General features: G+C 54.7%; 19 protein-coding genes and 1 pseudogene. 19 read left to right on the plus strand and 1 reads right to left on the minus strand.

Annotated features, from left to right (window positions below):
* Window positions 1-18: 18 nt before the first annotated feature.
* The 17 genes and pseudogenes from GEOB_RS16090 to GEOB_RS16170 all read left to right on the plus strand — a co-directional run bounded on the left by GEOB_RS16090 (window position 19) and on the right by GEOB_RS16170 (window position 16,747).
* Window positions 19-1,143: an SDR family NAD(P)-dependent oxidoreductase gene (locus GEOB_RS16090; protein WP_012648311.1), complete on the plus strand. Its 1,125-nt coding sequence runs from the start codon at window positions 19-21 to the stop codon at window positions 1,141-1,143.
* Entirely contained in the window at window positions 1,140-3,218 is a 2,079-nt protein-coding gene (locus GEOB_RS16095) for an NAD-dependent epimerase/dehydratase family protein (RefSeq protein WP_012648312.1), read from the plus strand. Before GEOB_RS16090 ends, GEOB_RS16095 begins: the two co-directional genes overlap by 4 nt.
* Complete coding sequence (locus tag GEOB_RS16100) at window positions 3,215-4,180, plus strand: MDR/zinc-dependent alcohol dehydrogenase-like family protein (protein ID WP_012648313.1); 966 nt, start codon at window positions 3,215-3,217, stop codon at window positions 4,178-4,180. The genes GEOB_RS16095 and GEOB_RS16100 overlap by 4 nt, the downstream gene beginning before the upstream one ends.
* 52 nt (window positions 4,181-4,232) lie before the next feature.
* Complete coding sequence (locus GEOB_RS16105) at window positions 4,233-5,234, plus strand: Gfo/Idh/MocA family protein (RefSeq protein WP_012648314.1); 1,002 nt, start codon at window positions 4,233-4,235, stop codon at window positions 5,232-5,234.
* The gene (locus GEOB_RS16110; protein WP_230198971.1) at window positions 5,215-6,417 is read left to right on the plus strand and encodes a glycosyltransferase family 4 protein; all 1,203 of its coding nucleotides are present in this window, start codon (window positions 5,215-5,217) and stop codon (window positions 6,415-6,417) included. The genes GEOB_RS16105 and GEOB_RS16110 overlap by 20 nt, the downstream gene beginning before the upstream one ends.
* Before the next feature lie 8 nt (window positions 6,418-6,425).
* A complete protein-coding gene (locus GEOB_RS16115) occupies window positions 6,426-7,562 on the plus strand; it encodes a CgeB family protein (protein ID WP_230198972.1) in 1,137 nt (378 codons plus the stop codon).
* Window positions 7,559-8,668 carry a CgeB family protein gene (locus GEOB_RS16120; protein ID WP_012648317.1) on the plus strand — a complete coding sequence of 370 codons (1,110 nt, stop codon included), beginning with the start codon at window positions 7,559-7,561 and terminating at the stop codon, window positions 8,666-8,668. The genes GEOB_RS16115 and GEOB_RS16120 overlap by 4 nt, the downstream gene beginning before the upstream one ends.
* Window positions 8,665-9,780, plus strand: a complete 1,116-nt coding sequence (locus GEOB_RS16125) for a CgeB family protein (protein ID WP_012648318.1) — start codon at window positions 8,665-8,667, stop codon at window positions 9,778-9,780. The genes GEOB_RS16120 and GEOB_RS16125 overlap by 4 nt, the downstream gene beginning before the upstream one ends.
* On the plus strand, window positions 9,761-10,546 hold the full coding sequence (locus GEOB_RS16130; protein ID WP_012648319.1) for a TIGR04290 family methyltransferase: 786 nt from the start codon (window positions 9,761-9,763) through the stop codon (window positions 10,544-10,546). The genes GEOB_RS16125 and GEOB_RS16130 overlap by 20 nt, the downstream gene beginning before the upstream one ends.
* Before the next feature lie 350 nt (window positions 10,547-10,896).
* Window positions 10,897-11,379, plus strand: coding sequence for a DUF4234 domain-containing protein (locus tag GEOB_RS16135; RefSeq protein WP_012648320.1), 483 nt, complete (start codon window positions 10,897-10,899; stop codon window positions 11,377-11,379).
* Between the two features lie 115 nt (window positions 11,380-11,494).
* The gene (locus GEOB_RS16140; RefSeq protein ID WP_012648321.1) at window positions 11,495-11,773 is read left to right on the plus strand and encodes a hypothetical protein; all 279 of its coding nucleotides are present in this window, start codon (window positions 11,495-11,497) and stop codon (window positions 11,771-11,773) included.
* Window positions 11,774-11,828: 55 nt separating this feature from the next.
* Complete coding sequence (locus GEOB_RS16145; RefSeq protein WP_012648322.1) at window positions 11,829-12,281, plus strand: hypothetical protein; 453 nt, start codon at window positions 11,829-11,831, stop codon at window positions 12,279-12,281.
* A 600-nt stretch (window positions 12,282-12,881) separates the two neighbouring features.
* Window positions 12,882-13,235: pseudogene (locus GEOB_RS20775) on the plus strand (transposase); the annotation flags it as partial.
* A gap of 78 nt (window positions 13,236-13,313) precedes the next feature.
* Entirely contained in the window at window positions 13,314-13,544 is a 231-nt protein-coding gene (locus GEOB_RS20780) for a hypothetical protein (RefSeq protein WP_230199061.1), read from the plus strand.
* A 179-nt stretch (window positions 13,545-13,723) separates the two neighbouring features.
* A complete protein-coding gene (locus GEOB_RS16160; RefSeq protein ID WP_154650512.1) occupies window positions 13,724-14,845 on the plus strand; it encodes an NHL repeat-containing protein in 1,122 nt (373 codons plus the stop codon).
* A 122-nt stretch (window positions 14,846-14,967) separates the two neighbouring features.
* A complete protein-coding gene (locus GEOB_RS16165; RefSeq protein WP_012648325.1) occupies window positions 14,968-15,486 on the plus strand; it encodes a hypothetical protein in 519 nt (172 codons plus the stop codon).
* Window positions 15,487-16,000: 514 nt separating this feature from the next.
* Window positions 16,001-16,747 carry an SAM-dependent methyltransferase gene (locus GEOB_RS16170; RefSeq protein ID WP_012648326.1) on the plus strand — a complete coding sequence of 249 codons (747 nt, stop codon included), beginning with the start codon at window positions 16,001-16,003 and terminating at the stop codon, window positions 16,745-16,747.
* Here GEOB_RS16170 and GEOB_RS20565 read toward each other — a convergent pair.
* Window positions 16,696-16,923, minus strand: a complete 228-nt coding sequence (locus GEOB_RS20565; RefSeq protein WP_268741656.1) for a type II toxin-antitoxin system ParD family antitoxin — start codon at window positions 16,921-16,923, stop codon at window positions 16,696-16,698. The two genes, GEOB_RS16170 and GEOB_RS20565, sit on opposite strands and share 52 nt — an antisense overlap.
* Window positions 16,924-17,401: 478 nt before the next feature.
* Between GEOB_RS20565 and GEOB_RS16175 the strand changes: the two genes are divergently transcribed.
* Window positions 17,402-18,466, plus strand: coding sequence for a metallophosphoesterase family protein (locus GEOB_RS16175; RefSeq protein ID WP_012648327.1), 1,065 nt, complete (start codon window positions 17,402-17,404; stop codon window positions 18,464-18,466).
* Window positions 18,467-18,475: 9 nt separating this feature from the next.
* The gene (locus GEOB_RS16180) at window positions 18,476-19,390 is read left to right on the plus strand and encodes a 4Fe-4S dicluster domain-containing protein (protein WP_012648328.1); all 915 of its coding nucleotides are present in this window, start codon (window positions 18,476-18,478) and stop codon (window positions 19,388-19,390) included.
* Window positions 19,391-19,415: the final 25 nt, after the last annotated feature.

The raw sequence follows: 19,415 nt of genomic DNA on the forward strand, positions 1-19,415 counted from the left end.
TCTGAAGGAGGATTTTTTATGACCTGTGGCAGCGTGCTTGTAACGGGTGGAGCCGGTTTTATCGGTTCGCACCTGGGGGACGAACTGCTCCGGCACGGCTACCGTGTCAGGGTACTTGACAGCCTTCTCCCCCAGGTTCATGGGCCGGCAGCCGGAAGGCCCGAATATCTGGATAGTGAAATCGAGCTGATAAAAGGGGATGTACGTGATCCCGATGCGGTAAAAAAGGCACTGGAAGGGATGGATGCGGTTTTTCATCTTGCCGCAATGGTCGGTGTCGGCCAGAGCATGTATGAAATCGAGCGCTATACGTCGGTGAACAATAACGGCACGGCAGTGCTCATGGAAGCTATCGTCCACAGTGGCAGGGTCGAAAAGGTTGTCGTTGCATCCAGCATGAGCATATACGGTGAAGGGCTTTACCATGACAGCCTGGGAAATGAGTACCATGGCAGTCAGCGCTGCCTGGAACAGCTTAAGACCGGCACATGGGAACTTTACAACGATGAAGGGGAGCACCTGGTCCCGGTTCCAACCCCGGAAACGAAAAATCCGAGCCTGGCCTCGGTTTATGCCCTTTCGAAGTATGATCAGGAGAAGATGTCCATCATCGTCGGCAATGCCTACCACATTCCAGTGGTCGCCCTGCGATTTTTCAATGTCTTCGGTACCAGGCAATCCCTGTCCAATCCTTACACTGGTGTACTTGCCATATTCGCCTCCAGGCTGTTGAACAGCAACTGCCCCTTGATCTTTGAGGACGGGTTGCAGCAGCGGGATTTCGTCAGCGTCTACGACGTGGTCCAGGCCTGCAGGCTTGCCCTTGAAGTCCCACAGGAATCCTGCCAGGTGTTCAACGTCGGCAGCGGTACGAGCCACAACATCCTCGAGGTGCTTGAACAGCTCGCCCAGCTGCTGCAATGCGAGCAGATCAAGCCGGCAATCACCAACAATTATCGGGCAGGAGATATCAGGCACTGCTTTGCCGATATTACGGCAGCCCAGAATCTGCTTGGTTACCGGCCGCGGGTAAGTTTCGAGGAAGGGCTGACGGAGCTGGCAGAATGGCTCCGGGGACAGATCCCTGAAGACTATGCCCCGGTTGCCCATGCCGAACTATCCGCCCGGGGGCTGACCCTATGAGTTTTCAGGCCAAAGATCTGAAAATGAGGGAAACGCTCCCCGACCATCTTGGCCTGGTGGAATGGTTCCGGCCCGGTGAATTCAGTAGGGTGGAGAAAGTCCTGTCCATGATGAAGAAAATCGGCATCGGACGTCTGCGAACCGGCGTGTCATGGGCTGACTGGTATACAAGCGCAGGAACAAGCTGGTACGAGTGGTTGATGCCGCGACTGGCCGCAGAGGTGGAGATTCTTCCCTGCTTCCTCTACACGCCGCCTTCCATCGGCATCGAGCAGAAAACCTCCTCTCCCCCTGTGTGCAACAAGGATTACGCAGATTTCCTGGACCTGTTCACCAGCCGCTTCGGCCGGTTCTATGAATATGTCGAACTGTGGAACGAGCCCAACAACCTGAGCGAATGGGACTGGACCCTTGATCCCCACTGGACGAAATTCGGCGAGATGATCGGTGGTGCCGCTTACTGGATGAAGCAGCGAGGCAAAAAAACCATTCTGGGGGGCATGAGCCCCGTGGATGGTCACTGGCTCTGCCGCATGTTCGAACTGGGGGTCATGGAATACATAGATATTGTCGGCATTCACGGCTTCCCCGACATCTTCGATTACACCTGGAAGGGATGGGACAGAAACATCGTCATGGTGCGGGAAGTACTGGAAAGCAAGGGGAGCAGTTGCCGGATCTGGGTTACGGAAGCGGGATTTTCCACCTGGCAGTATGACGAACTGAAGCAGATGGGGGTCTTCCTCGAATTTCTTCAGGCGCCAGCCGACAGAATCTACTGGTACGGGGCAGATGATCTCGATCCGGCTCTTGCCGCAGTCAACCGCTTCCATCTGGATGAAAGGGAGTACTCCTTCGGCCTGAGGAAGGCTGACGGGACGCCGAAGCTTTTATGCCGGCTCCTGGAGAATGGCGGCGTTACAGCCGTTCGCCAGGTGACTGAGGGATTTCCAGCCACGACAAGCTATCTGGGAGAGAAGCAAAAGGGAGTGCTCATTACCGGCGGCGCCGGCTTTATCGGCACCAACCTTGCCGACCGGCTACTGGCTGCAGGAGAACGGGTGATCATCTACGACAACCTTTCCCGCCCCGGAGTGGAAAAAAATCTTTTCTGGCTGCAGGAAAAATACGGCGACAGGCTGGATGTGAGAATTGCAGATATCCGCAACAGCCTTCTGCTGGAGCAGGCAGTGTCGGAGGCGAAGAACGTCTTCCATTTTTCTGCCCAGGTGGCCGTTACCACCAGTATTGAAAATCCCGCAGCCGACTTTGCCGTGAATGCCGCCGGGGCCTTTGCCCTCCTGGAAGCCATCAGGAAGGCCCCCGCACCCCCGACCCTGCTGTTTACTTCCACGAACAAGGTGTATGGGGCAATGGAAGGAATGCAGCTACAAAAGAACAACCAGCGCTACGAGCCGGTTGACCGGTCACTCCAGTCTTTCGGTATGGGGGAAGATGTTCCCCTGAATTTTCTCAGCCCTTACGGCTGCTCCAAAGGGTGTGTCGACCAATATGTGCTGGATTACGCCCACACTTACGGCATTGCGGCAGCAGTTTTCCGTATGAGCTGCATCTATGGCCCCCACCAGTTCGGCACCGAGGACCAGGGATGGGTTGCCCATTTCGCCATCCAGACCCTGTGCAACAATCCCATAAGTCTCTATGGCGACGGATGTCAGGTGCGCGACCTGCTTTTCGTTGAAGACCTGGTGGATGCATTCCTCCTCGCCCGCCAGTTGATGCCGGAAATAAAAGGACAGGCCTTCAATATCGGCGGCGGGCCGGAAAGATCGACAAGTCTCCTTGAGCTTCTCCAGCTTCTCCAGGAAATCCACGGCGACCTGCCTTCCGTAAGCTTTGGTAATTGGCGTACCGGCGATCAGCGCTACTACATATCAGACATACGCAAGTTCTCGGCGGTTTCCGGGTGGGAACCCCGCCATTCGGTAGAAGAAGGGGTGAAAAAGCTTTACCACTGGCTGTCGGCCTCGCTGACAACCGGCAAGAGAAACCTGTCCAGGGACTACCCCCATCCCCCCCTTTATCCCTCGGCAGCAGTGGAGGCTATGACTTGATACATTCCATGCAGGCAGCAATCATTACCGGTCCCGGACAGGCAGGACTGACCGAGATTCCCATACCCGATCCCGGCTCAGGCGATCTTTTGATCAGGGTAGAAGGATGCGGCGTATGCCCGTCAAATCTGCCCCTGTGGCAGGGAAGGCCATGGTTCACCTATCCCGCTCCCCCCGGGAATCCGGGGCATGAAGGTTGGGGAACCGTCGAAGCCACAGGCCACGGCGTCAAGGGTTTTGCCGAAGGTGACCGGGTGACCTTTCTTTCGTCCCAGGCCTATGCCGAATACGATCTGGTTCCCGCCGAAGCGGCAGTAAAGCTGCCCTCCAGCCTGGATGGAAAGGCATTCCCCGGCGAACCGGTCGGCTGTGCCGTCAACGTCTTCCGGCGCAGCCAGATCCGGGCCGATCAAACGGTGGCGGTCATCGGCGCCGGATTTCTCGGTATCATTTTTACAGCGCTCGCAGCAGCCCAGGGAGCCAACGTGGTCGCCATAACCAGACGGAGGGCATCGCTCGACCTGGCAAAAAAATATGGCGCCGCCGAATCGGTGACTTTGGATGATCACCAGGGCATCATCGACCGCCTGAATAAAATTACCGGAGGAAAAGGCTGCGACCGGGTCATCGAGGCCACCGGCCATCAATGGCCCTTGGACCTGGCGGGAGAACTTGTCGGCGAGCGCGGCACGCTGGTCATAGCCGGATACCACCAGGACGGCCCCCGGCAGGTCAACCTCCAACAGTGGAACTGGAAGGGCATCGATGTGATAAATGCCCACGAACGGGACCGGAAGGTCTATCTGGAAGGGATAAGGGAAGGCATCAGGGCTGCAGAATCGGGTCTGTTCCGTCTCGATGATTTGGTAACCCACGATTTCAGCCTCAGGGAACTGGACAAGGCATACGCCGCAATTACCGAGCGCCCCGAAGGATTCATCAAGGGAATAATCCGCATGTAGTTCAAGAGGACACCCGGGAAATTCCCCCTCTAAAACACAGGAAGGAAAGAGCATGACTAAGCACCACGCCCGCCGGCCGCGACTCGGCTTTCTCGGCACAGGCTGGATCGGCAGACATAGGATGGAAGCCATTCATCGTTCCGGCGAGGCGGAAATTACCGCCATTGCCGACAGGTCGCCGGAAAATGCCCGACAAGCCGCCAAGATCGCCCCGGAGGCAATACTTGTGGATTCCCTCGACGATCTTTTGTCCATGAAAAAACTGGATGGCATCGTCATTGCCACTCCAAGCGCCTGCCATTCGAGCCAGGCAATACAGGCACTGGACGCCGGTTTTTCAGTTTTCTGCCAAAAACCCCTGGCCCGCACCGCCGAAGAAACGGGACAGGTAATAGACGCAGCCCGCAAGGCAGACCGGCTCCTGTCGGTTGATTTCTCCTACAGATATACCGATGGCTTCCAAAAAATCAATAGCCTGGCCAAATCCGGCGGGCTTGGCGACATCTATGCCGCCGATCTCGTCTTCCACAATGCCTATGGTCCGGACAAGCCCTGGTTTTACGATGCCGCCCTTTCCGGCGGCGGTTGTCTAATGGACCTGGGGATACATCTTATAGACCTGGCCCTGTGGGTCCTTGATTTTCCAAGGCTCAAGGCTGTCTCAAGTTCGATCTATGCCGGAGGGACCAGGCTGAACGGTCCAGGAATGGTGGAAGACTACGCAGTGGCATCCCTGGGGCTTGAAAACGGCAGCATTGTCCGCATCGCCTGCTCCTGGAACCTCCCGGCAGGTCAGGATGCCGTGATAGAGTCAACCTTTTTCGGCACCAAAGGTGGAGCCCGCTTCAGCAATATCAACGGCTCTTTTTACGACTTTACGGCAGAAAGGTTCACCGGAACCTCACGGGAAACACTCTCCGTTCCACCTGAAGACTGGGGCGGAAGGGCCTCAGTAGCCTGGGTGCAACAATTGAGAAACGGGGGCGGGTTCTCGCCTGCCACGGAAAATCTGCTGTTTACTGCAGCAGCACTGGATGCAGCCTATGGTCGTTAAATCGGCAACTAGAAAAAGATTCAGCGTCTGGAACCAGCAACAGGGCCTTTCCAGCGAAGCTTCGGCAGCGCCCCGGCGCATTCTCATGACCACAGACACCGTCGGCGGAGTATGGCATTACTCCCTGGAACTGGCAAGGGGGTTGGCGAAATTCGGCGTGGAAGTGGCGCTGGCCACCATGGGCCCCCTCCCCACGGCGGAACAACGGCGCCAGGTCGCCCGCATTCACAATATCACCCTTTTTGAAAGCAGTTATCGCCTGGAATGGATGGAAGACCCCTGGGAGGATGTGGAGAAATGCGGTGCCTGGCTGATGAACCTGGAAGATGAACTGAAGCCCGACCTGGTGCACCTGAATGGTTATGCCCATGCCGACCTGCCCTGGAACTGCCCATGCATGGTGGTTGCCCATTCCTGCGTTATTTCCTGGTGGGAAGCAGTGAAGAAAGAACCGATTCCACAGCGGCTCGGCCCTTACCGGGAAAGGGTGGCGCAGGGCCTGGCACGGGCTCACCTTGTGGCAGCACCGACAGCAGCAATGCTCAATGCCGTGGAAACGAGCTATCTGCCCCTGGCCAATACCAGGGTTATCTACAATGGACGCTGCCGGAAAAGGTACCGACCCGACAACAAGATAAATTTCATCCTCTCCGTGGGGAGGATCTGGGATGAGGCAAAAAATATCAACGCCATCGCCGAGCTTGCCGGCTCTCTCCCCTGGCCCGTGTTCATAGCCGGTGAGCAAAAGCACCCGGAGGGGGAAACGACCTTCCTGGACAACGTCAACCACCTGGGAAATCTTCCCCCGGCCAGGCTTGCTCCCTGGTTTGCGACGGCAGCCATATATGCCTTGCCGGCCCGTTATGAGCCTTTCGGCCTGACCGTACTCGAAGCGGCCCTGTCAGGCTGCGCCCTGGTCCTGGGGGATATTCCGAGCCTGCGCGAATTATGGGAAGGAGCGGCTGTCTTTGTGCCGCCCGATGACGCCGATGTTCTGGCCGATGTTCTCCAGTCCCTGTGTCAGGATCGCACTCTCCGGGAAAGAATGGCAGAGAAGGCTTTTGAAAGAAGCCGCTTTTTCAACCCGGACAAAATGGCAGCGGAATATTTTGCCGCCTATCTTTCCCTGAATTCCGGCCTCCGCCGTCAGGCGCCAGATGAAGCCGTGAACTTCAGCAGTTGAAAGGAACCATGATGCGTATTGTAATGTTCTACCATTCCATAATATCCGACTGGAATCACGGCAATGCCCATTTCCTGCGGGGAATAGTGACGGAACTTCTGGGGAGAGGCCATCAGGTGGAAGTTTATGAGCCGAAGGAAGGCTGGAGCCTTACCAATCTCCTGCGTGAACAGGGGGAGATTGCCATCAGGCAGTTCCGCAGGATGTACCCGCTACTGGACAGTAAACAGTATGTTGCCGAACGTCTGAACCTGGACCAGATTTTTGAGGGGGCCGACCTGGTAATAGTCCATGAATGGAACGACCACGAGGTTGTCAGGAAAATCGGCGAGCACCGGAAAAGAAACGGCTATTACCACCTCCTGTTCCACGACACCCATCACCGGTCGGTCACCGACTATGATTCCATGAACGCCTACGATCTGTCGGGCTACGATGGCGTACTGGCCTATGGTACCAAGATCAGGGACATCTACCTGAAAAGCGGCTGGACCAAGCGGGGCTGGGTCTGGCACGAGGCTGCGGATATCCAGGTCTTCCAGCCCCACAGCCCGATGGATTATGCCGGTGATGTGGTCTGGATCGGCAACTGGGGAGATGACGAGCGCAGCGAGGAAATCTGCGAGTTCTTTGTGGAGCCGGTGAAACGGCTCAAGTTGAAGGGGATGGTCTATGGGGTCAGGTACCCGGAAAAGGCCCTGAAGCTTCTGGAAAAAGCGGGCATTGAGTATGGAGGCTGGCTGCCCAATTTCGATGTGCCCAAGGTCTTCAACCGGTACCGGCTGACCATGCACATACCGCGTCGTCCCTATGCCAGCGCCCTGCCCGGCATACCGACCATCAGGCCCTTCGAGGCCCTGGCATGCGGCATTCCGCTCATTTCGGCACCATGGTCAGACTGCGACAGGCTGTTCACGGCAGGGGAAGACCTGCTCTATGCCGAGGACGGCTTCCACATGGAAAGACAGATGAAGGCAGTCCTGGACCAGCCTTTGAAGACCGAACAGATGGTCAACCATGGCCTGAAGACCATCAGGGAGCGCCACACCTGCAGCCACAGGGTCGATGAGCTGCTGCGCATCTGCACAGAGTTGGGCATGGACACCAGCCTGCCCAGGAACAGGAAAATCGGGGGAAAAGGATGAAAGGTTTTTCCATCGCATTTTTCGGGTCGAGCCTGGTCTCTTCCTACTGGAACGGAGCAGCCACCTATTACCGTGGCCTGATCTGCGCCCTCCATGCACGGGGCCACAGGGTAACTTTTTACGAGCCGGATGCCTTTGATCGGCAGCAGCACCGGGACATGGAAGATCCCCCCTGGGCGAAGGTACAGGTTTATTCGGCGACAGAGGAAGGTGTCTTTCGCTCTCTTGAAGCGGCCATGGGGGCAGATATAGTCGTCAAGGCCAGCGGCGTCGGGGTATTTGACGAGCTCCTGGAGAAAGAGGTGCTCTCCCTGAAGACGGCCGATAACAAAGTCGTTTTCTGGGATGTGGATGCCCCGGCAACCCTGGAGCGGATCAGTCACAATCCCCACGATCCTTTCCGCAGCCTCATTCCCGGCTATGACCTGATCCTCACCTATGGCGGCGGCGATCCCGTAGTTGACGGCTATGGCTCTTTCGGCGCCAGGGAATGCATCCCGGTCTACAACGCACTTGACCCGGACACCCATCACCCGGTCCCCTCCGACCATCGTTTCTGTGCCGATCTGGCCTTTTTGGGCAATCGCCTCCCGGACCGGGAAAAACGGGTGGAGGAATTCTTTCTCAGAACCGCCGCCAGCCTTCCCCACAAAAGGTTTCTCCTGGCAGGAAGCGGCTGGGACGACAAACAGCGACCACGAAATGTGGACTACCTGGGGCATTTGGGGACGGCCAGTCACAACGCCTTCAACTGCAGCCCGCTGGCTGTTCTCAACATCAGCCGGGAAAGCATGGCGAAGAACGGCTTTTCACCCGCCACCAGGGTCTTCGAGGCGGCCGGTGCGGGAACATGCATCATCACCGACAGCTGGCAGGGGATCGAGCAGTTCTTTGAGCCGGGCAAGGAAATACTGGTAGCCGGCTCGGGGGAAGAAGTTGCGGATATTCTGGAACGCCTGACCCCCAGGGAAGCATCCATGGTCGGCCTGCATGCCTTCGCCAGGGTCCGGGCCGAGCATACCTATGCCCACCGGGCCAGGCAGGTGGAAGCCATTTTTATGGAAGAAGAATCGAGCATGGGCTCATATGCAGGAGGGGCAGCATGAAAATAGTCATTTTCGGTCTTTCAATAACATCCTCATGGGGAAACGGCCATGCCACAACCTATCGGGGGCTGGTGCGGGAACTGGCAAAGCTCGGCCATGAGATACTGTTCCTGGAGCGGGACGTGCCGTGGTACGCAACGAGCCGGGATCTCCCCTCCCCCCCCTATTGCCGGACGGTGCTCTATAACTCGGTGGATCTGCTCCTGAGTGACTACGGACGAGAGATCATCGAAGCCGACTGTGTCATCGTCGGCTCCTATGTGCCGGACGGCATCGAAATCGGCAGATGGGTGACACGCAAGGCCAAGGGCATCACCGCCTTCTATGACATCGACACGCCGGTGACCCTGGCAAAACTGGAACGGGGGGACTGTGAATACCTCAACCCCGAACTGATACCCATCTACCGTCTCTACCTTTCCTTTACCGGCGGGCAGATCCTGGAGCGCATCAGGGAACAGTATGGGGCACGGGAAGCAGTGCCGCTCTATTGCTCGGTGGACCCGGAGGTTCATTACCCCATGCAGCAGCCTGCCAGATGGGACCTGGGCTACCTGGGCACCTACAGCACCGATCGTCAGTCCCCCCTGGAGCGCATGCTCTGCGAAACCGCCAACCTTTGGAAAGAAGGACGTTTCGTCGTCGCCGGCGCCCAGTATCCGGCGGGAATCGCCTGGCCGGACAACATGAAACACATCGAGCATCTCCCCCCGGAGCAGCATCGGGATTTCTATAGTGCCCAGCGTTTTACCCTCAATATCACCAGAAAATACATGATCCAGGCAGGCTATTCCCCCAGCGTCCGCCTGTTCGAGGCGGCTGCCTGCGCCGTGCCGGTCATCAGCGACCAGTGGCCCGGCATCGAGGAGTTTTTCATCCCCGGCGAGGAGATCCTTTTGGCCTCCACAGCCGAAGAGGTACTGGGTTATCTGCGGGAGTTGTCCGATGAGGACCGTCAGGCCATGGGCCAGCGGGCTCGCAAGAGGGTGCTCCGGTCACACACCGCCGGACGCAGGGCGACCGAACTTTTAAACTACATCGCCGGCTGTGAACAATTCAGAAGTAAACTTCCTTTATCAGGTGGTACCCATTATGGACTATGCCGATTCTGACGGTATTTCCGACAAAATAAAAGCCCTTTCCCCCTGGTTCCACAACCTGCACTTCGAGGATGGCACCCAGACCGCGCCGGACCATTTCCTGGGGGATTTCCCCAGATTCAAGTGGCTGCAGCTGGCACCCTTCATACCGGAGGATTTGAGCGGCTGCCATGCCCTGGATATCGGCTGCAATGCGGGGTTTTATACCTTCGAGTTGGCCAGGCGCGGGGCAGAGGTGACCGGTATCGACATTGACCAGCGCTACCTGGAGCAGGCCGACTGGGCGGCCCGGCAATACGGGCTTCAGGACAGGGTAACCTTCAGGCAGATGCAGGTCTACGACTTGGCGCGGGAGAAGGGAGAGTACGATCTGGTCCTCTTCATGGGTGTCTTCTATCATCTGCGCTATCCGCTGCTGGCCCTGGACATCATCGCCCAGAAGGTAAAGGGAATGATGGTCTTCCAGACCCTGGCCATGCCCGGCAAGGAGATCTACAAGCAGGTGGACCACCCCATCAACGAAAGGGCTTCCCTTCTTGAGCCCGGCTGGCCCAAGATGGCCTTCATCGAATACCGCTTTGCAGGCGATCCCACCAACTGGTGGATACCCAATCACGCCGCCGTAGAGTCTTTGCTCAGATCAGCCGGCATGCGCATCACCGGCTATCCCGGACACGAAATATACCTCTGCGAACCAGACCATGAGGCGCCATCGTGCATCAGCACCTGGAACCGGGAGGAGTACCTGGCGGCGCTGGGGGAAAATCCGGGCCGGTGAAAACCTCGATTTTAATCCGCGTTTTCCATGGCTGGGCAGCAATGCCCGGCCATTTATTTTTCCCACCTCTTGCTTCTCACCCAATACTGATTTTAATTTTTCCAATTGAGTTGCACACATTTTTGGTGTAGTGATTGTGGTGGCTGGCACTTGGTTGTTAATCGGCAGAAAAATCCCACCAGATGGGAATAATCCGTACTATGGCCCCAGATTTCTCCTGATGGGAATAATCCGTACTATGTCCCCAGATTTCTCCTTCGAAGTGAAGTTCGAAAGGAACAGATGGTTCAACCAGCGCCAAGACCGGTCTAAAAACCGCCGGTCAGGCTTTTGGACGTTGGTCAAAAAATATGAGAAAAGAAAAACTACAAAAATTCCCATCCGAATCTACCCTTGAAGTCGCCAGTGGAGCAATTATTACGTTGGGCATCTACTTGCTTTTTTGGCGACGTAACCACGGTAGAGCGATCAATCAACTTCTGCCTGAAAACCAGATAAGTGAAAAGTGGTATACCACATGCCTTTGGCTGAAAATCGCTATTGCTGCATTTGCCGTAACTAAAATATTTGTTCCACATCCTGCTGTTAAAATTATTCTTCAACATTTAGGAAACGTCAGCTGGGTCTTGGAAATCATCTGGAACTTTAAAATCAGAAGCAGAATGAACTTAATTCTTGAAAGCCAATGGAAGACATCATCATGGTACAGCGCTTGTTGGACTTTCATATTTGGCGCTATTTACCTGCAATACAAGCTGAACTGCCTCAAGAAGGAAGAAGGCCTGAGTATTGAGCCGGATAAAAATATCGATTTAGCCCAAAAGGCTGACTAAGTCTTGATAATCAATAGAGGCGATTCCCAACCAGCCCCATGGACGCCGACCGCCATAAAACCCTGGGCGGGCGGGTCATGGGGGCACCCCGTTGGTCGTAGGAAAAGGAGAGCAGATGAAAACCGAAGAAATTGAAGAGATCAGAAAAGAAGTTGCAAAAGTGGCTCACATTTTAGCAACACCTATTGATTTCGATAAGTTAATAAGTGATGGCCTGCTCAAACAAGTCGGCACATCATACTACACAGACAACGTGCATGCGCTTCCGGAAAATATTTCAAAAAAAATAAAAACCTTCACCCCGACAAAAAAAGGGCTGAAGCTGACATTCTACAAAGAAACCAAAAAGATGATAAAGCTAGCAAAAGACACAGAGCATTTACGAGATAAATGATTTAAACGAGTCAGCACCTTGAACTAAAGGATTTTTCCGTGAAGGGGTAAGGTCAATGAATACAGCTCTCATTGCAGGCTTATTTGCTTTTATAGGAGGTATCATTGGGCAGCTTCTAAACCGAAACACACAACGGGAAACGTGGCTTTTACAAAAAAGGGCAGAGGTATTCTCTGAATATCTTGCTGCTGTTGAAAAGTATAATCAGGAATTATCAAAAATTGTAGAAATGAATCTCAATAGTTCAGAAGAATGGAGACTAAGAACCGATGCAAGGAACGCGGTGAGAATATCTGAAAAGATTGTCTGTTTATATTTATCAGACGATAACAAAGAAGAGTTCAGAACTTTAGTTGAAAATTACTTTGACTTTGAACCTGATATTTATACGGATGGCGTTTTTGACACAGACAAATTAAAAACATGTTGGGACCCACATTTTAAGATCGAAGATAACATCCAGAAGTTATTTGAAAAAAATATCTCTGATATATCTTGGTATAAGTAAAAATAATGGAGCGGTGAAGCACGCTCACCGCCCACGACGTTGGAAGCATAGAAAAGACTTCATCGGGGTACAAATGAGAAAGTCAGGTTTTGTCGGAGAGCAAGAAATCTATCTTGTTAAAGGATACGCTGGGGTGCTTTCTTGGATTAGTAACGTTAAAAGCACAGAGAGATTTACTGACATAGAATTGATTTTTTATTCTACTGTTTTTCAATCAGGGATACAGCAGTATATTTTCCCAGAGTCTGTTTCCGATAGAACATCGACTGTTAGTTTCGTCAAGAATGGGACGAATTCCGGGACGAATTCCGGGGACACCTTACTTGGACGAATTCCGGGGACACCTAATGACGAATTCCGGGGACTGACGAATTCCGGGGACGACGAATTCCCAACGAATTCCGGCAACGAATTCCGGGGACACCTTACTTAATTACCGGCAACGAATTCCGGGGACACCTTACTTAATTACCACTTGACTTATAAGAAGCATTAAATTAATTTCTGCACATGGCACGTATCGCTCGCGTCAACGAATTCCGGGGACACCTTACTTAATTACCACTTGACTTATAAGAAGCATTAAATTAATTTCTGCACATGGCACGTATCGCTCGCGTAATAGCAACCGGCATCCCTCACCATGTTACTCAACGTGGCAATCGGCGATTGACAACCTTCTTCGGAGATGAGGACTACCAGAGCTATATTGATCTCATGGCCGAATGGTGCCGGAAGTGTGGTGTGGAAATATGGGCATACTGTCTGATGCCTAATCATGTGCATCTTATCGCCGTGCCGGAGAGTGAAGACGGGTTGCGGAGAGGGATTGGAGAAGCACACAGGCGATATAGTCGGATGGTTAACTTCCGGCAAGATTGGCGAGGGCATCTCTGGCAAGGAAGATTTGCCTCCTTTCCGATGGATGAATCCTATCTTTTAGCAGCGGCCCGATATGTAGAAATGAATCCAGTACGAGCCCACCTTGTACCGGAACCGGAATTATGGCCCTGGAGCAGCGCACGAGCGCATATGGCGGGCGCAGATGATCAATTGGTAAAGGTGGCCCCGCTTCTGGAGATGGTTGGGGATTGGAAACTTTTTCTTAGTGCAGCAACTGATGAAGAGATGGAAAAGATAAGACGCCACGAGCGAACCGGCAGACCTTTGGGTTCAGACGGTTTTGTAAATCAACTGGAGTCGGCCCTGGACCGCATGCTGACGCGCGGAAAGCCAGGCCCAAGGGGCAGGAGAATTAAGTAAGGTGTCCCCCGAATTCCGTCCCGCGCGGAAAGCCAGGCCCAAGGGGCAGGAGAATTAAGTAAGGTGTCCCCCGAATTCCTCCCCCGAATTCCGTCCCCCGAATTCCCAGTCCCCCGAATTCCCGTCCATCGGGTAGTGCGGTCCAAGCCCGCACACCCTCAGCCCCGTTGAAAGGAGAAATGATGAGGAGAATCTTTATACGAACCGCACTTGCCGCAGCAATTGTTTCAGCTTTGTCACTTGGAGGATGCGGCAGTAATCAGAATGGCATTTCTACAATTCAAATGGGCGGTGCTAAACAGGGAAATCTCCTCACGCTTACTGGAACGGTATCCGTTCTTGCAGGTCAGGCACCGCAAATGGGTACAGCCGATGGAACCGGTTCAGCGGCTCGATTTAATGCTCCCTCCGGTATAACGACCGACGGTACTAACCTCTATGTGGCGGACACAGGAAATAATTTAATCCGCAAAGTAGTGATTACGACCGGTGCAGTTACTACACTTGCAGGGACAGTTGGGACAGGTACTGCCCAAACGAGTGGATCAACCGATGGAACAGGCTCTGCGGCTAAGTTCAACGCTCCATTTGCCATTACCACCGATGGAACAAACCTTTATGTCGCTGACACAAACAACAATACAATTCGTAAAGTAGTCATTGCGACTGGTACAGTTACAACTTTGGCAGGCAGTGTCGGGATACCAGGCTCAGCTGATGGGATTGGCCCTGCAGGGCTGTTCAATTCACCAGGTGGAATTACAACCGACGGCACAAACCTCTATGTGTCAGACACAGGCAACAGAACAATTCGTAAAGTTGTAATTGCAACTGGCGCCGTAACCACCCTTGCAGGCAGCGCCGGAACGCCTGGCTCAACCGATGGGGTCGGTCCGTCGGCCCTTTTCGGTACAGTATTCGGAATCACAACAGACGGAACGAGTCTTTTTGTCGCCGACACTGATAACAGCACAATTCGCAAAATCGTAATTGCGACAGGGATGGTAACTACTTTGGCCGGAAGCGCTGGGGTTAGTGGCATAGCTGATGGAACGGGCTCTACTGCCAAATTCAATGCACCATTTGGCATCACAACTGACGGTACAAACCTTTATGTAACTGATTCAAGACAAGGCTCAATTCGCAAAGTCGCAATTGCAACTGGTGTTGTGACAACTTTGGTAAATGGCAGTTCATTGACCACAATATCTCCTTTAAATTTTCCCTTAGGTATCTCGACTGATGGCCTAAACCTTTATGTTGCGGACACAGATAACAGCACTATCGACTTGATCAAGTAATACTCCTACAAAGAAGAAGGCTAACTTTCAACAAAGCGCGGCAGACGGTCTCCGCTTCGCTCCGCCGCTCCGCCGCTGCGGCTCTCAGCCGTTGAACAGCAAGGATAAAAGAGAGGGAGGTCATGCAAATAAAAAAGGGATACTTAATCTTCTTGCTACTCTTTATGTGGCTTATTTTAACTGGCTGTGGGTCTAGTTCTTCTGATGCACAAGGAACTTCTTCTCTTCCAACAAACGAGAGCAAGGTTACTGCAACTCAAGGGGTATGGGGCAATGTCTGGTTTTGGACGGGCAATTTTATGCCATCGGTTGCAGGCACTACAAACTCCTCTGGTAACATAACGCCTGTGGTTCGTGAAATTTTTGTCTATAAAGCCACCACGATAAGTGATGTCATGCCCTATTCTTTAGGAGAATTTTACTCATACATTCCCTCCGAGCTTGTTGCGAAAACGTCATCAGATGAGACTGGTTTCTTTCAAGTCACCCTTTCACCCGGCACCTACAGTATTTTTGTCAAGGAGGGCTCAGCGTTTTATGCTAACAAGTTTGATGGACAGGGCAGAGTCAACCCTGTAGAGGTAGTGCCTGGTGCAGTGACGAAACTTCAGATAGACATAAATTATCAAGCCACTTTTTAAGAGAACGCGGTTCAATCGGGTAGCCAGGGGTCTTAGCCCCCCAGCCCCCCACACCACCCGGCATGCGGGTCCGCACCGGGCGGTTCGTTGAAGTTACCGGGCCGTAGCCGGGTAGTGGATCTTCACCCACTGTTCTTTGACAGATACAAGACCTTGATCTTTCAGCCATTGATTGGTCATACCGTGCTGGGCTGCCAGTCGGCGGGGGGCCTTAAGGGGACGTGGGGCCTTAAGGGGACGGATTAGCACTGCGGGTTAGTCAACTAATGGGGTCTGCCCTTGAAGTGGGAAAATAAAAATGGATTCCCAACGAGACCAGTGGACCCGGTCGCGTTAAACCTGCGTCGGGTCACCGGCCGAGCCGTTATACAACCCATATCTGAACGTGCGAGATATCTAAATGATTGAAATAAAGACCATAGCCCTATTCCTTATATACACGACCTGCTGCCGTTGGGGTTCCGGGGACATCCATGATAAGAATTAATTCACACCCATAAGGAGATTTCCCGAAATGGACATCCCCCGGATATTCAACATCACCGAAAGTGCTCACCGCATCCATAACCCGTTCACACCCGAAAAACTCGCCACTCTCGGCGCGGCGCTGCGTCTGGAAACGGGGACCCGCGTGCTCGACCTCGGCAGCGGTTCGGGGGAGATGCTGTGCACCTGGGCACGCGATCACGGCGTCATCGGCACCGGCATCGACATGAGCCAGTTGTTCACCGAGCAAGCGAAACTCCGTGCTGTAGAACTCGGCGTAACCGAACAAGTCAAGTTCATCCATGGCGATGCTACAGGCTACGTCTCCGACGACAAGGCCGGTGTGGCAGCCTGTGTCGGTGCCACTTGGATCGCCGGGGGAGTCGCCGGCACTATCGAGCTTCTGGCGCGGAGCCTGCGCACCGGAGGGATCATCCTCATCGGCGAGCCCTACTGGCGGCAGTTACCGCCGACGGAAGATGTCGCCAAGGGGTGTCTTGCCAACTCAATCTCCGATTTTCTCATGCTTCCAGAACTTCTCGCGTCTTTCGGCCACCTTGGCTGCGACGTAGTTGAAATGGTTCTGGCTGACCAAGACGGCTGGGACAGATACGAGGCGGCCAAATGGCTCACCATGCGCCGATGGCTTGAAGCCAATCCCGACGACGAGTTGGCACAAGATGTTCGAGCCAAACTGACCTCGGAACCCGAGCGCTACGCCGCTTACACGCGTGAATACCTGGGCTGGGGTGTGTTCGCGCTGATGCCGCGGTGATGCGTTGGCGCATCCGGCGGATCGTCAACGGGTGCGGCGCAACAGCTGGTGGCTCGCCGAGATGTGAGTGAGCCTAGAAACAATGAAAGTTTGGTTTCACGTTCTTCCAGAAGCCGTAACCCGGCCCGGATCGCCTCGCTTGCGGCCTGCGTCGCCGCGCCTTGCCGGGAACCCAAATCCCTCGAAATCTTGCAGAGAACATTGCGTTGTCATCCCCGCAATCCACTCATTAGCAGAAAATAACACTCAGAGCTCCCCGCCACACAAAACAATCAACATCTTATTTTAAAAGGCTTTAAGCCTGTTGAGCTGCCAATCCATGCACGCTCTGCGTGTGTTTCTTTGGGGTAAATGCACGTTTTGCATAGTAGCAATTTATGAATACTTTGTTATGGTCTTTTTCGTCCGGATTTAATTAATGCAGTAAAACGTGCCAGTTGCGCAGCATTACCATGGAGCAACAGAGGTGTCAGTCTATTTCCTTGATCATTACATCGGCCTCCAATTCTGACTCTTCAAGTCCTCTTACTTCATCCAGCCATGCCATGACCGCGCAGCAGGGACCAGGCATTCCGCACCCACTAGCCGCACACTTCTGTTTCGCACGACATAAACCTGCTACCTATAGGTATTCACAGCAAAGGGAGGCTGTCCATGCGTAAAAAAGTTTTGTTCAGAACCGGCTTGTTCGCCCTCAGCCTGCTCATGGTGATCCAGTTCACCTCGGGCACCCCCGGTGGAGCCACCAAAGCCGCACCGTGGAAGTTTGCCGTTCTCTGCGACAATCGCAGCAACCCCTGTGTACCCGGGGGTGGCGTTCAAGGGGTGAATGTGGAGGTGCTTGGCAAGATGGCTGCGGAGGTGGCTGCGGAAAAGGTGGATGTGGTGCTTGTGCCGGGGGACATTGCCCTGGGCAACGGCTATACCTGTACGCCGCCGACACCACCCCCCAATCCCGCCGATCAGCAGTACCAGCTCTGGCGGCAGACCATGAAGCCGGTCTACGACTCGGGTGCAAAGGTCTTGCCGGTCCGGGGCAACCACGAGATGGACAAGGACGCAGTCTTGAGCGACTGGAGCAGCTGTCGCAAGCGGGTACCCATCGAATCGAAGCTGTTGGACGCCTACCGGTCCGTATTCAACGATCCATACCTGAAGAAAATCAGCCCCGATAGCCAAAAGGGCCTGACCTATGCCCTGCCCCACAAGAATGCCCTGTTCATCGGTTTCGACCAGATCACCGATCAGTTCCAGGTGGACCAGAAATGGTTCGACCGGGTCCTGGCCAAGAACAAGCGGGAACATCTGTTCGTCTTCGGCCACTATCCCGCCTTTGCAGTGAAGCATAAAGACTGCCTGGCCTGCTATGGAGCGGCGCGGGATCGCTTCTGGAATGCCATCGGCAATGCCGGCGGCCGTCTCTACTTCTGCGGCCATGACCATTTCTACGACCGGGCGATTATCCCGGACGCCAAAGGACGCCTGCTCCAACAGGTGCTGGTGGGTAACGGCGGCGCACCATTCGCTTCAACCACCGCACCCTATGCCGATCCCCGAGTCGAACCCGCCGAGCACATCGAAAATGCCTATGGCTATATGGTGGTAACGGTGGACGGGGACAGCGTCTCGGCAAAGCTGAAGGTGCTGGATCTCCCATCGGGAACGTGGCGGAACGCCGATGCCTTCTGCTACGCCCAGCGGCGCACTGCCGGAAAATAGCCCGCTGATATGACGCCGGTTTCCATCAGATATTTCGCCATCGAATGGCTTTCCAAACACGACGGCCCAGGGGCACGGGTCGTCGTCTTCCTCCAGGGCTGTCACTTTGCCTGCCCCTGGTGCCATTCGCCACACTCCAGCTTCGAATGGTCGCCGATCCTCTTCTTCAAGAACCTCTGCCTCTCCTGCAACCGCTGTCAGGAGGTCTGCCCCGAAGGATTGCGAGGGGCGCTGCCCACGAAAACCGCCGATATCAGCGCCCGTTGCCGCCGCTGCGGCGCCTGCGTGGTTGCCTGCCCCGCCTCCCGTCCGGGTGGGATGGCCAGTGCTCTGGTCTTGCCGACCCAGGAGGCCACGCCGGAGACGCTGTTCGCGACGATCCAGCCGCAGCTGGAAATGGTGCGCAAAATCGGTGGGCTGACCCTGAGTGGCGGCGAGGCCCTTCTCCAGGGAGAGGCGGTAGCCCACCTGCTCCGGCTGGCCCGCGATGCCGGCTTCCATACCACCGTGGAAACGTCCGGGCTCCTGCCCCTGGCGTGTTACCAGTCGATCGCTGCGCTCGTGGATTGCTGGCTGTTCGGTCTCCGCTCCGACATCCCCGGAGCAAAGGCCGCCGACCGTTTCGGGATGCGGGGCAGCAACCTGCATTACCTTGCGTCCCTGCCGTCGCGTATCGTCGTCAGGAAACCGCTGGTGGCAGGTTATACCGACACTGAAGAGGAAATAGAGGTCACCATCGACGTCATGAAAGAATGCGGCGTCAGCGAAATCCAGCTGCTCCCCCTCAATCCCCATTCCGGCCATTATTACAGTGCTTTGGGACTGTCGTGTCCCGAAGCCACCAGAGCTACGCCGACGGCCGCAGCCGTCGCCACTGCCGTCAATCGTTTCACCGCATCGGGTTTTACGGTAACCGTCGGATAATCAATAGTAATCGAGATGAAATAAA

Source organism: Geotalea daltonii FRC-32 (assembly GCF_000022265.1).
GTDB classification, from domain to species: domain Bacteria; phylum Desulfobacterota; class Desulfuromonadia; order Geobacterales; family Geobacteraceae; genus Geotalea; species Geotalea daltonii.